A 13184-nucleotide genomic window follows, 5' to 3' on the forward strand; every position below is an offset into this window, starting at 1 on the left:
GATTTGCCATTGTGGCCAAAATTGTCCAAAATAGACCTTTGCAGCCCTTTTCCCTTAAAGCTGTGAAAACCACCCCAAAAGAGGCTCCCCTTCCTTTGATGTACTCCCTAGAAAAGGGCTGTAGTTTGCCTTACTACATCTCTTAACTCTTGGCGATCGCCCTTGGCGGAATTTGCAGTATCTCTTAAGGAGCTGTAAACAACCGTTAAGTTACGGTTAACGTTTGCGAGGAGGACTCACTTACGATGCGCGTCAATTCCCTTTTGTGGGCAAGTATTGCCAGTCTTGGCCTTTGGATGGCATCGCCAGTCCACGCCAATAGCCCCGTCAGCACGCTGATGCAGGAAGGGCGACGGCTAGTAGAAGCAGGGAACTATGCCCAAGCCTTGGCCATTTATCAGCAACTGCTACAGAGCGAGAGCCGTAATCCTCGCGTGCATTCTGCCATCGGCTACATCTATGCCCGGCAGGGACAATTTGCTGAAGCCGCTCGTGCCTACCAACGCGCCATTGAGCTGGATCAACAAAACGCTGATTTTTACTATGCCCTCGGCTACAGTCTGGGGATGATGGGGGAAAACCAAGGTGCTGCTGCCGCCTATCGCCAAGCGATTCGCCTCGATAACCGTAATGCCCAAGCCTATGAAGGATTGGCGGTGATTCTTGCCCGCATGGGGGATCCCCAAGGCGCCATACAGGCCTACCGCTCTGCCCTCCGTCTTGACCCTCGCAATTGGGCAGCTCAAAAGGGATTAGGTGTTTTGCTGCTTCAACAACGCAATCTCCCCGAAGCCATCAGTTATCTACAACAGGCGGCAACCCTTGCCCCTGGCAATGCCTCCATTCAACTCCACTTGGGGATGGCGCTTCTTGCCGCTGGGGATTCTAGCCAAGGCTGGCAGGCCATCGATCGCGCAGCTAACTTGGGGCAGCGAGATGCGGATCTACTTCAACAAGTCGCAGAACTTGCCGTTGCTGCCAATCAACCCGAGCGCGCCATTCAAGCTTACCGCCGTTTGATCCCTCTGCAACCCGAACGGGTGGCCACCTACTTCAGCTTAGGTGAGCTGTTAATGCAGCAAAATAATTCCCTTGAAGCGGTGGCAATTTATCGTCAAGCCACGCAGATCAGCCCAACAAATGCCGATGGCTTTTACTACTTGGGGAAAGCTTTGACAGCTCAAGGCCGACGGCAGGAGGCTCACAGTGCCTATCAAATGGCCCTGAAGCTCTACCGTGAGCAAAATAATCCCGCTGGCGAAACCAAAGTCCGAGACGCAATGCGGCAGCACAATTAGCAGTTAAGCCCCTTGACCTAGGTTCATGACCACTTGCTGTAACTCAGAAATGAGAGCAGTGGGACGGCCATTGAGAATATTTTGGTTGATTCCCTCTAGAGCTTGGCGCAAGTAATTGAGGCGATCTTGAACAGGCTGTAAAATTTCCCGCAATAGAGTCGCCTGTCCTCGCTTCGCAGCCAACAACCGTTGCTCTTCAATCAGTATCTGTTCTTCTTGGTTAAGTTGATCTTTTTGCTGCTGTTGTAGCTTGCGGCGTTCTTCGAGGTCGTGACGCAGACTTTCTAAGTCGGTATAGGCCTGTTGTAATTCCTCCGCCAGTTGATTGACGGCCACGCTGTACTCTTGAAACTGGCACTCCAATTCGCTGAGAATGGGAATGAGGCTAATGCCCTGTTGGGAAGCAGGATCCTTGCGTGCCTCTAGCACTTGCTTGTGGATTTTGTAGATTGCTTCTTTTTCACGGATATGTTGCCGCTGTCCTTCAAGGGCCTGATTGAGCAGATTACAGCGCTGGCGTTCGTCCTCCAATTCCCCCGCCAGTTGTAGGCGATCGAAGTCACTGGCTTCTTTGACTTTTTGCTCCAGTTCTGCCAAGGACTCTAGAGCCATCTTCAGCTCTTCTTCTTCATCGTTGACAAAGGCAGAGGCGCGCTTGAGGTCATTGCCGCGGTTGGCCACTTCTTTTTCCAGTTCCTCCATGGGCATTTTCATCAGGGCATTGACATCCACTGCCTCTGTAAGCTCACTCACCATGGCTTGGCGCATTTGCTGGATCATTTCCTCTTGTTGAGCAAGGAGGTGGCGTTCTTTTTCCAGGACAGATTGTTTGTAGCGGCAGAGTTCCTCCTGCAGGGCGATCGCCCGACTGTCTTGCCAAAATTGCTCCTGAGCGGTGCGCCACGCCTCTTCCTTTTTCTGAAAGGCCTGAAGTTGCTCCTCTAGGGCAGCTTGGCGCTGACTGACCTCCTGCTCTAGTTGCTCCAGTTGCTGCCAGTACCGGTTGAGCAGAGCCTGCTGCTGATCTAGACTCTGAAAGCACTCCGTGATTTGGGGATGCCCACCACTGTTGAGACTCTCCGCCAATTGCTGCAAAATTGAATCTACTTGGCGAATTTGTTCTGGTGATAAGCCAACACTGTGGCTAGACTTGAATTGTTCCCAGCGCTGCTGCTCTTGGTGCACTTGGTGGCGTAAGTTTTCAAGGGCTTGGCGCTCTGCTTGAATTCGCTGTTCCTCGGCAGTCAATTCCTCCCGCAGTTTGTTGAGTTGCGCCAATTCCTCCTCAGCACCCGCGAGTCGGGCTTCGAGTTCTTGCAGTTCTTCTTTGCGTTGCTCAAATTCCTGTTCCCGCTGATTGAGAGCCTCCGCTTGGTAGGATAAGGATTGCTTCCAACCTTCAATCTCTTCCTCTTGGCTTTGAAAGCGCTCCCGCATCCGCGTGAAGCCGTGCAAGATACCTATAAGACGGCGAGACGCCTCATCCACATTGCGAATTTGGCGGTTGGCAGCCATTTCCACAAAGACGAGCACGCCGTTGCCGTAGTCACGGCTATTGTCAAAGGGAATCGTCTCTTCGTTTTGGGGGACGGGGTGCCAGTAACCCGACTGCTCGCGCATGAGTAATTTCAACTCGGATTTCGTCCCCATGAAACCCGTTTTCTTAATGACCTCGGCGAGATACTGCACAGCCTTTGACCTCTACCCTAATGCTGAGACTGACATAGAACGGAACCAATGACAACCGTAATAATACGCATGGCGGATTGAAATTCATGAAGGATGCAGTTTTGCGTTTACCAGCGATCGCGCTCCTTCAAAACTCTTATATCTCTTCCATTCTATTAAACACCTAAACACCCAGCGGTGAGAGTTCATCAGGGGCTTGAATCAATGGGTCGGGAACTAGAAAATTGCCAAGGGCAAGGTGGTTCAACGCCTCTCCATTATAGCGAGAGGATTGTTGCCGAAAGCAGGCTAATCATCACTGGTAGCGGGTATCCAAGGTTGCTGCGGCAAAAAGGTGCGATCGCGGGGCAATGGAGCAATGGGTTCTGTCAAGGTAAAACGACCTGTTTGGATCCAGTCCTTCAGAATCTCGGCAATCCGCTGACTAAAGTAGAGACTGGCGAGGGGAGCCGTGCGCACGGTTTTACCTTCAATCTTGATTTTGCCTGACTTCAGTTGTGCATAGTTAACCATGCCAAAAGTGGGACGCACGCGGCGAGGAATGGAAAAGTCAATAATCGGCGCTACCACTTCTTCATCGCGAATGGCGCAGCGGGCGATGACCTCTTGATCCAACACGGGGAGCGGAACACCTACCCCCAGCATCAAGGAAGGCCCATAGTGCTTGAAATAGCAACCCCGCACCCAAAAGGGATCCATTTGTTTGGCATCGCCAATAAGGGCAAGGGTGGCGGCGGGTCCAATGGGAGTGTCGTTGGCCAACCGTTTTTGTAAGGGGAAGTGTTGGGTGCCTTCCCACGCTACATAGCCAATGCCGCCGCCAAGAAAAATGCGGGTGCCAATTCCCACCAGTCGCAAGTAGGGATCGTTCAGCAGAGGTGAGAGGGCACCGCCACAGGCATAGACGGCGTTCCCCAGTTGCGGTTGGAGTGGCCCAAGGTAGGTATAGAGGGGGCGATCGCCCCCATTGACACCGACAATAAAATTTTGATAAAGATTCCGAGGGTTATACAGATAAAACTGGTTAATTGTCTCTTTACTAATCACAGTTTCTAAACTGGCACGGGGATAGCAATCAGTGACATGACCCACTGCCCGCAGGGAAATGGCTTTGCCGGCAATCAAATCGGCAATCACATGGCCACCCCCCCGTTCCCGCAGACTGTCCGCTTCACCCCCCTCAGAATTGGGGTCAGGGGATTGAGCTGCTCCCAAATAGAGATCCACAGCCCCAAAACCACTGTAGGCAGGAATGCCATCCAGCCAGCACTGCCGCAGTTTAATCGGAGGGTCTGTTGGCCCCAAATTAATGATTGCCCCCGAAGACTCCATGGGTTCAAACGTACCCGTTGTCACCACATCCACTTGGCGGGTGGCTTCAGCAGTGCTCAGGCTTTCAAGGCGGGCTTTGAGTTCTGCCAGCGTCCAAACCGTGGCCTTACCCGCCTTAATTTTTTCATTTATTTCGGGAATTGTGCGTTCCACGGGCACTACCGCAGATCCTCAGGGTGGCGAATTTGCCAAGTGCCATCGGGGAGGCGGGAGACCTTGCCCCCTAGGCGTTCAATATTCTCTATCGCCGTTTGCCGCGAGCGATCGCTCACTGCATTCACCAGTGCCCAAATCCACGCATTGATCTGAGCCATCCGACTGTCGGGATTTCGCCGCAGAGTTTGTGCCAAAGAGCGATAATAGGGGGCTGCATCGCGTACCTGGGGATCCGGATTCATTTCTGCCCAAGCTGCTGCGCGATCGTAGGACTCTGCTGCCGCCAGCCCCTTGCCCAAAAAGAGGAATTCATCCATCGCCCGAAACACCCATGCCAAGTAGGCCGTCGGTTGATAGGCGGGATCCATAGCCGCCAGACCCCGATCCATCAAAGCCACAGAGGTTTGCGGCTGTCCTGCATACACCGTAATTGCCGTCGAAAGGTAGGGGTAGGTTTGGGCAAAGCGGGGATCCTTTGCAATAATGACCTCAAAGAAAACAGGCACCTCATCGTAACCCGTGACTTGACGGGCAGCGGAATCACCAAAAAACTGTAGAAATTGCAAAAATGCCCAATCGGCAACTAGGGTGTCAAAACCAAAGGAGGGTAGGTTAGCCAAAAGCCGCATTTGGGTAATGGTTTGGGCATTCTGGCGCTCATATTCGGCATCGGTGAGTTGTTCTGACGCTTGGATCTGTAACTGCCGCAGGGCATCCTGCTGCATAAAGGCAACGATCCCTAAGGCCACCGCCGTCAGACCTAGCCCCCAAATCTCTGACCAGTGCCGGCGTTGTTTATTCATGGCTCACCCTCAGGCCCGTTAGGGATTTTTGTTGCTTACTTCTCCCGGCTCGGTAATCCGCTGAAAGAGATACCCCGTTCCCCGTGCCGTCAAAATCAACTCTGGATTACTGGGGTCTTCCTCTAGCTTAGCCCGCAAGCGGGAAATGTGAACATCCACTACCCGCGTATCTACGTGGCGTTCTGGGGTATAGCCCCACACCTGCTCGAGAATTTCCCCCCGTGAGAAGGGTTCACCAGAGCGACTCACCAGCAATTCCAAGAGCATAAATTCCATGCCCGTGAGACGAATGCGTTCATCCCCCTTATAGACTTGCCGCTTATTGGTATCAATGCGAATATTGCCCACTTGAATCACCCCGGAGCTGGGAATACCGGAGGTAGTGGTTTTCTCGATACGGCGCAGCACTGAGCGAATGCGGGCCTCCAACTCTTTGGGGGAAAAGGGCTTGACCACATAATCATCGGCGCCCAGTTCTAACCCCGTAATGCGATCGGCGACATCGCCAAGGGCAGTGAGCATAATGATAGGGACATCGGATTCTTTGCGCAGTTCTTGACAGACGCCATAGCCATCTAGTTTGGGCATCATCACATCCAGCACCACCAAATCCGGCTGCTCCTGCCGAAAGGTGGTCAGGGCTTCCTCGCCATCGGCAGCAGTGACGACCGTATAGCCAATCATTGACAGCCGAGTTTCTAAAATTCGGCGAATACTCGCTTCATCATCCACGACGAGTATCTTTTCTTTGTGGTCTTTGTGGCTCTCCAAAGTAACGGACACTCCTACTTAATGAGGACAGTAATGGATAGAAATTAAAATGGGAATTTTTTGTACTCTATCATTTTTTTACTGGCCATAGAAAGGCTTCCAGCCCTGCCTAGGACGGGATTTTACGGGTTTTTCAGAATTGAAAATCTTTAGTATATTTTAACGCGGTCTTGCCCAACAAAAAAGCGGACACCCCTGCAAGAGCATCCGCTAGTGTATTGATTCATAAGTGGTTAGGGGAAGCGTTCCCTAGCCGCGACGGCTCGGCTGAATCCCCACCAACGAGGGCGAGAGGCTCGACCAAGATTGCTTTACCAAGTCGGCATTGGCTTTGACACTGCCAATGTAGTTGCCCGCTGGCAGCGTAGGGAAGCGTTTGTAGGGCACGACATCTTCACCAAAGTAGCGGCTGTACTCAGGGCTATTCACCATTGTTTCGACCGCCGCCTTGAGGCCTTGATCCGCCAAGATTTTGTTGTATTGGCGAATTTCCGCCTGGGTGGCCGGAGCACGACCGAGGAGGTGACGGAAGAGGAATTCAATTACCTTAGTGTTGGGATAGGGGGTATAGAAGCGGTTGCGATAGATCTCTGAGCTGGCCAAGGTGCGCACAAACTCGCGGACGGTAATTTCACCGTTGCGCAGGCGGCTTTCTAGGTCGGGACGGCGAAACTGGCTGGGCACTTGACCACTGAAGACATCCATCACCTGACAGTAGATGGCATTGATCACCAGCTCCACCTCAGCACTAGGGGCACCCACCGTCATGCGGAAAATGCGAGCGGGACGGCGACGGGTAGTCCCAACCCCCACTTCCACCGATTGACCATCGCCGTTACGGAAGGAGCGTCCCAATTCAATAAAGCGGGGTTTGCTGGGATCCGCTTGACGCGCTTTGGCCTCTTGCTCGGCGATCGCCCGACTGAGAAGCGGCAGCTTCGTATTATCAAGGCGAGGTTTCACCGGCGCAAAACTGGGCACAACAATCGCCTCACTTTGCTTCGTGAGTTGATTGTGCAATTTCTCAGTGTTGGGGAAGTTGGCTGCCGGCAAGGTGGGGAAGCGACGATAGGGCACCGTATCCTCCCCAAAGACTTCAGCGTATTCTGCACTGCTGACCAGGGCTTGGACAAAAGCCTTTAAGCCTTGGGTGGCGAGGATTTGGTTGTAACGGCGGATTTCCGCTTGATCGAGGGGTGCCCGACCCAAAAAGTGCTTGGTGCCCAGTTCGATCACCTTGGTGTTGGGATAGGGGGTGTAGAACTCCTTCTGATAGAGTTCCGAACAACCCAAACCCTCGATGAACTCCTTGAGCGTAATCTCACCGTTGCTGAGTTTCGATTCGAGGGCAGTAAATTCATCGCGGACAATGTAGGGAGCCACATCCCGCTCAAAGACCTGACGATAGGCGGCCTGAATTACCAGTTGCAGATTTTGCTTGTCGTTGAGATCCGTGAGCTTGAAGACTTTAGTTTGCTCGCGGCGCTTGCTCACCCCTTGATTGACACGGAACTGAATGGCTGGTTCTGTCCGCAGTTCGGTGACGGTTCCTAGCTGGACAAAGCGGGGGACTTCTTCTTTTTGGGGCAGGACACCGGTTTCGCCAATCGTGCCGGCTCGCAATGATCGCATTGCCAAACCTTTGGGCGTAATGTAGCGCTCGTAGGGAACCGTGTCTTCGCCAAAGGCTTCACTGTACTCTTGGCTGTCAATGATTGCATCCACCAAGCCGTAGAGACCCTTCTTCGAGGCAATGTCAAAGTAGGCATTCATCTCTTGGCGACCATAGGTGGGACGCCCCAAGAGGCGACGGTGAATGTACTCAATCGCTTTAGTGACGTACAGGGGGGTCCAGTAAAGGCTGCGGAAGAGGTTCGATTTGGCCAAAATCCGCACAAATTCACGGACGGAGATTTCCCCGTTTTCGAGCTTGATCTCGGCCACTTTTTGGCGCTGCCCTTCATAGACATCGCGGCCAAAGACTTGCAGATAAGCAGCACGAATCACCCGCTGGGTGGAGCTTTCAGCAAACTTGACACTGTCGCCGCCTGTGGCAATCGAGCGTTTGCCAATGCGGGCATTGATGCTGGGAAGCTGATCCAGTTTGAAGACTTTTGGCCCTAGGGTGCCGGGGGCGACTCCACGCGCTGCGGGATTGCTCACCTGATTGTTGATCCCCGGCCCGCGCGTAATGAGAATGCGGCGGGTATCTTTGTTGAAGGGCTGGGGACGAGCGCTGGGATTTTTCTTCTCTTTGGGGAAGATGGCACCAAATTGGATTTCCAAGGGATCGTTGCCCGCACCGTAGGGGTGTTGATCCGGCAGGGGTTGATCCTGATCGGCAAAGGTGGTAATGAATTGCGGGACTTTGCGGAAGGGAGCACTGTACTTGAAGAGATCCTGTTGAGCACCCCAGTTGCGGCACTCTTGAGCCTCTTGACCCAGACCCCGCAGATAGGGCACCGTCTCTTCGCCAAAGTAGTCACTGTATTCCTTGGAATCCACAAGGGCATCTACTAGGGCAGGGAGACCCCCTTTAGAGAGAATGGCAAAGTAGGTCTGCACTTCCTCGCGGCTAGAGGGCCCACGACCCAAAATATGGCGGAAGGCCAGCTCTAGGGCGCGGCTATTGATATAGGGTTCGTAGAAGTTTTTGCGGTAAAGGGGCGACTTGGCCAGTTGGCGGATGAACTCCCTCATGGAGATGGAGCCATTTTTCACCTTGGATTCAAGATCAGAGAGACCCAAACCATAGGCACGGGAGATGTCGCGCTCAAAAATTTGCCGATAGGCGGCTTTGACGACTTCGTTTTTCTCGGCAGCGGATAGCCCCGGCTTCATCACAAATTTGGGACGGCGTTCGGCAGCATTGTAGTAAATTTGCGGTAGTCTCAATCCTTGAAGATCGGTGGAGTTGCGCTGCCGCACTTTATCGGAGGGAGCAGGGGCAATAAATTCGTTGATCAGAACTTCAAAGTAGGTTTCCACAATGCCCTTAGCTTCGGGATCCTTTTCAAAGTAGCTGAGAGCCGCCCGCCGCATTTCCTTTAAGGCAGCAATGGTGGCATCGGCGGAGCACGCAGCCTCAATGATTTCCCGCAAGCCGCGCGTATTCACTGCCAAAATGTTGGGATCGCCGGCCACAATGGCGTAGGTGGTATAGCGCAAGAACCAATCCAAGTCGCGCAGGGATTTTTCCATGCGAGCAGGTCCATAGCGGGCAATGTTGATCGGCTTGAAGCCCACGGGCGCACCATCACCGGAGGCGCTAAAGATGGAGCGCAATCCTTCGAGGAATCCACCACGGGTGTCCACATAGGTGGCAGTTCCCAGTTTCATGGCTTCTTTTATGTCAATGGCTTCGCCCCTCGCCCCGGTGGTGAATTGGGAGGTTTCTTCAGTTTGGGGGCGAGAGAGGAAGGCCATGGGGGAACCACCAACAAAGATGCGGTTAGCAGCACGGGACACGATGATGTCGGCGTTGCGGGTGAGGGTGGTGGCAATTTCAAGGCGTTTTGCCCCGGAGCGCAGATAAACAGCGAGTTCGTCCAGTTCACCCCGATTCAGGAAGCGATCCTGCTGTTCGGCTTGAATAATCGTTGAAACGGGGACGGTTTGATAAAGTTGCGGGCGGGCAACCGAGCTTCCACCACTTGCTTTGACAACCATGGTTACTAAGAGGCTCCCTTTACTTTTAGTTAACGCGCTAACTTAGATTAGAACGATTCGGGGATGGCGCGGTCTTTTTTTAAGAAATGTATAAATTTTATGGGGATTTCTCGGAGATCGCCCCGAAATTTTATGAATTTTTGTAATATTTCTTGACGGCTACATCCTGTCTTGATGCTCCTCCTTAGCACTGTAGCTGTGCTTTACGGGAGGCAACCGATGCCTAAAAGTGTTGAAAAAGTTGATCGGCTTGTAGTGGCAATACTTCCCCATTGAGCTGAAGTTGAACCATCGTGTCAGGGGTAATTTCGCCAACAATGGCGGCTTGATCACCTGCTGCCCTACAGAGATTCTCAGCCCATTCTGGGGCAAGACACAAGACGAGTTCAAAATCTTCACCGCCGTACAGTGCCCAGCTCAATGCTTGGGAGCGATCGCCATAGCCCACCATTGGAATCTGCTCTCCCCAAAGAACGGCGCCTACCCCACTGGCTTGACAAATTTGCAAGACCGCTGCGGCCAGACCATCGCTACTATCCATGCCGGCAATGCGAGGAGGGCACACTTGCTGACGGAGCCACTGGACAATATCCAAGCGGGGTCGGGGACGTTGATGAGCCTGAATCCACGCTTGCCGCAGTTCCTCAGGTAGAGTGCTTGCCCACCGGGGATGCAAAAGGCACTCTAGGCCGGCACGGGAGGCACCATGAACACCCGTTACAACAATCGCATCCCCCACTCGGGCGCGATCGCGATAAATAATTCGTTCCGCAGGGGCACTGCCCAAAACCGTGATGCTGAGACTTAGGACACGGGAACGACAGGTATCGCCACCGATAATACTGGCACCGTAGGCCTGACCACAGGCAGCCATCCCTTGGTAAATACCCTCAATTGTTGCCACAGGACACTCGCGCGGAGCCGCTAGGCCCACGGTTAGACCCAAGGGCAACGCCCCCATTGCAGCAAGGTCTGACAAATTGGCGGCCAGCGATCGCCAGCCCACATCGACAGGGGTCATCGTTAGCGGAACATCGGCCATGCCTAAACTAAAGTGCACCCCTTCCACCAACACATCTGTACTGACAACCAATTGTTCACCTGCTGGCGGCGTCAAAACCGCCGCATCATCCCCAATTAATTCCCTGTGGCAGTAGGGACGCAGGCGGGCAATCAATTCCAGTTCGCCACAGTCGGCGAGGGTAAGTAGCACTAGTCAAACATCCGAAAATAGGGGGGACGAATAGAGGCACCGGGTTCTTTTTCCAGATCGAAGTTAATCACATCCCAGCGCTCCTCTTGGCTAGCCGGGGGGCTAAACTCAACGGGCAACCCAAACAGGCGGAGCGTTTGCGGATCCGTGGAGCCGCGCCAAGGGGTACTGCGTTCGAGGTAGGCATAGAAAAGGTCACGATAGCGTTCGGCAATAATGACTTTAGTGGCACGGTAGCCTTGGGCGTAGAGGCGATCAAGGGCATCGTGGATTTCAAAGCGAATCCCGTCAGGGTGGGTGTGCTGGCGATACCATTCCCCTTCCCAGAGGCGCCAAATGCGACCCGATTGCAAATGCATCAACTCCCCAGTCTTGGCATCCGCTTCAAAAGGACCGTGGCGCGGGCACAGATACGTATCGGTGAGGGTCAGAGCGGGAATGACTTGCCGACAGTGAGGACAGCGAATTTCAGGACCAAAGATCGGGTAGTGAGAGCCGGATGAAATCATGGATAGTTACCACACAGCGGCAGTAAATCCACCGCGATCGCCCTTATTATAACGAGTTGACTTTAGGAGGAAAAACAAAGCGCCGTTCCCCCTCAGGCGGGTGGTTTGGGCTACCCTTAAGGGGTGGCAGATGCCAAGATAAAGAAATGTGTCAATTGGGATTGAAGCGTCAAGAATGCTCCTTGGGGATGAACAACGGGACATTTTGATTATTGGGGGCGGCACCATGGGGCTGGCGATCGCCATCGAATTGGCATTGCGGGGGGCGCGACCCACCGTGCTCAGCCGCCAGTTTCGCGAAGCAGCGCTCCATGCGGCAGCGGGAATGTTAGCCCCCCAAGCAGAAGGTCTACCGGCAGGCGCCATGTGGAATCTGTGTACGGCCAGCCGCAATCTCTATCCCAGTTGGATTGATAAGCTCGAGCAACTGACGGGCATGGATGCCGGCTACTGGCCCTGTGGGATTTTGGCACCGGTGACCGATGAGCGGCAGCGCGATCGCACCCACCCTATGGAACCCGACAGCCGCTGGTTAGATGCGTCTGAACTGGTGAACTATCAGCCGGGCTTTGCGCCGACGGTGCTAGGGGCTTGGTGGTTTCCCCAAGATGGACAGGTGAATACGGGCAACTTAGCCAAGGTTTTGGTGAGCGCCGCTCGGATTCTGGGCGTCGAGGTGATTGAGGGCATTACTGTTCAGCGGTTTCAGCAAAGCCGCAAAGGGGACATTACCGCGTTAGAGAGCGATCGCGGGCGTTGGTCTGCGGGCATCTACATTCTAGCCACAGGGGCATGGACACACAGCCTCCTTCCCCTGCCCGTCACCCCCCGCAAGGGACAAATGTTGGCACTGAAGCCGCCCGGCCAACCCCTCCTGAATCATGTAATCTTTGGCGATCAGCTCTATCTTGTGCCGCGCCGCTCTGGCAAACTGGTGGTGGGTGCCACCAGTGAAGATGTCGGTTTTCAAGAGGGAACCACGGTTGCTGGCCTGCAAGCACTCCTGAATCGGGCAACTGCCATTATTCCAGAATTGGCGCGTTACGAGGTGATTGATACGTGGTGGGGCTATCGTCCAGCCACTCCCGATGACTTGCCCATTTTGGGAGAAGGGCCGGCGGCTAATCTTTACCTAGCAACGGGGCATTACCGTAATGGGATTTTACTTGCCCCGATTACGGCGAAGCTGATGGCCAATTTAATTTTGCACCGGAGGGGCGATCGCCACCTCAAAGCCTTTTCATGGCAGCGATTTAATCTCCCACCAAGATCAGACGGTCTCTGCTCATAACCTCGTATTCTATTTTTAGATTTTTTTGAAATGGTCTCTGGTCTGTTTGATGCGAATTTAGCTCAGCTAATGCAAGTGGCAAGGGGAAGTCATGAAAGTGCCGTTGACACTAGAAATTTTGAAGACAGAAGCGCAGACATTTGCCGACATCGAGAGCCGACATTGTATGGCGTTACTGATGGGAAAGCAGTTGGTACGTATTTCGAGCACAAGTTCAAGTCTTACCTCTGTGAAAAGTATGAATTCGAGGAAGGAAGTTCTGCAAGTGGGATAGACTTTCCTGAGCTTGCAGTTGACATGAAAGTAACAAGCATAAAGCAACCGCAATCATCGTGTCCTTTCAGATCTGCTCAACGCTTTTTTGGGAGACAAAGCGACCAATTACGGCAGAACTCCTGAACTTGCTCGATTTAACGGCTCTTGCATGCCTCCTAGGTAAAGAGTCAGAACTGT

At 53.4% G+C, this 13184-nt stretch carries 9 protein-coding genes and 1 pseudogene; 3 read left to right on the forward strand and 7 right to left on the reverse strand.

Annotated features, from left to right (window positions below; all coding sequences use genetic code 11):
• The first annotated feature begins 245 nt into the window (after positions 1-245).
• Complete coding sequence (locus Q0683_RS06585; protein ID WP_298976903.1) at positions 246-1298, forward strand: tetratricopeptide repeat protein; 1053 nt, start codon at positions 246-248, stop codon at positions 1296-1298.
• A 3-nt stretch (positions 1299-1301) separates the two neighbouring features.
• On the opposite strand, the gene hmpF is transcribed toward Q0683_RS06585, so the two are convergent.
• The 7 genes from hmpF to Q0683_RS06620 form a co-directional block, all read right to left on the reverse strand.
• Complete coding sequence (gene hmpF / locus Q0683_RS06590; protein WP_298976905.1) at positions 1302-2987, reverse strand: pilus motility taxis protein HmpF; 1686 nt, start codon at positions 2985-2987, stop codon at positions 1302-1304.
• 288 nt (positions 2988-3275) lie between these two features.
• A complete protein-coding gene (locus tag Q0683_RS06595) occupies positions 3276-4472 on the reverse strand; it encodes a homocysteine biosynthesis protein (protein WP_298976916.1) in 1197 nt (398 codons plus the stop codon).
• A 5-nt stretch (positions 4473-4477) separates the two neighbouring features.
• Positions 4478-5278: a hypothetical protein gene (locus Q0683_RS06600; protein WP_298614418.1), complete on the reverse strand. Its 801-nt coding sequence runs from the start codon at positions 5276-5278 to the stop codon at positions 4478-4480.
• 18 nt (positions 5279-5296) lie between these two features.
• Positions 5297-6049 carry a response regulator transcription factor RpaB gene (gene rpaB, locus Q0683_RS06605; RefSeq protein WP_298617187.1) on the reverse strand — a complete coding sequence of 251 codons (753 nt, stop codon included), beginning with the start codon at positions 6047-6049 and terminating at the stop codon, positions 5297-5299.
• Between the two features lie 249 nt (positions 6050-6298).
• A complete protein-coding gene (locus Q0683_RS06610; RefSeq protein ID WP_298976909.1) occupies positions 6299-9718 on the reverse strand; it encodes a phycobilisome rod-core linker polypeptide in 3420 nt (1139 codons plus the stop codon).
• Positions 9719-9941: 223 nt separating this feature from the next.
• Positions 9942-10931 carry a thiamine-phosphate kinase gene (thiL, locus tag Q0683_RS06615; protein WP_298976911.1) on the reverse strand — a complete coding sequence of 330 codons (990 nt, stop codon included), beginning with the start codon at positions 10929-10931 and terminating at the stop codon, positions 9942-9944.
• Positions 10931-11440: a TIGR02652 family protein gene (locus Q0683_RS06620; RefSeq protein WP_298614409.1), complete on the reverse strand. Its 510-nt coding sequence runs from the start codon at positions 11438-11440 to the stop codon at positions 10931-10933. Before Q0683_RS06620 ends, thiL begins: the two co-directional genes overlap by 1 nt.
• A gap of 148 nt (positions 11441-11588) precedes the next feature.
• Between Q0683_RS06620 and thiO the strand changes: the two genes are divergently transcribed.
• The gene (gene thiO / locus Q0683_RS06625; RefSeq protein ID WP_298614407.1) at positions 11589-12731 is read left to right on the forward strand and encodes a glycine oxidase ThiO; all 1143 of its coding nucleotides are present in this window, start codon (positions 11589-11591) and stop codon (positions 12729-12731) included.
• A gap of 91 nt (positions 12732-12822) precedes the next feature.
• Positions 12823-13097 (forward strand): annotated as a pseudogene (locus tag Q0683_RS11045) (restriction endonuclease); the annotation flags it as partial.
• Between the last annotated feature and the right edge of the window lie 87 nt (positions 13098-13184).

The sequence above is a fragment of the uncultured Thermosynechococcus sp. genome, assembly GCF_938074695.1.
GTDB lineage: Bacteria > Cyanobacteriota > Cyanobacteriia > Thermosynechococcales > Thermosynechococcaceae > Thermosynechococcus.

Bases quoted from the DNA above. Each gene is read 5' to 3' on its own strand.
- Q0683_RS06585 (WP_298976903.1), top strand. From the start codon at position 246: ATGCGCGTCAATTCCCTTTTGTGGGCAAGTATTGCCAGTCTTGGCCTT.
- Q0683_RS06600 (WP_298614418.1), bottom strand. From the start codon at position 5,278: ATGAATAAACAACGCCGGCACTGGTCAGAGATTTGGGGGCTAGGTCTG.
- Q0683_RS06610 (WP_298976909.1), bottom strand. From the start codon at position 9,718: ATGGTTGTCAAAGCAAGTGGTGGAAGCTCGGTTGCCCGCCCGCAACTT.
- Q0683_RS06620 (WP_298614409.1), bottom strand. From the start codon at position 11,440: ATGATTTCATCCGGCTCTCACTACCCGATCTTTGGTCCTGAAATTCGC.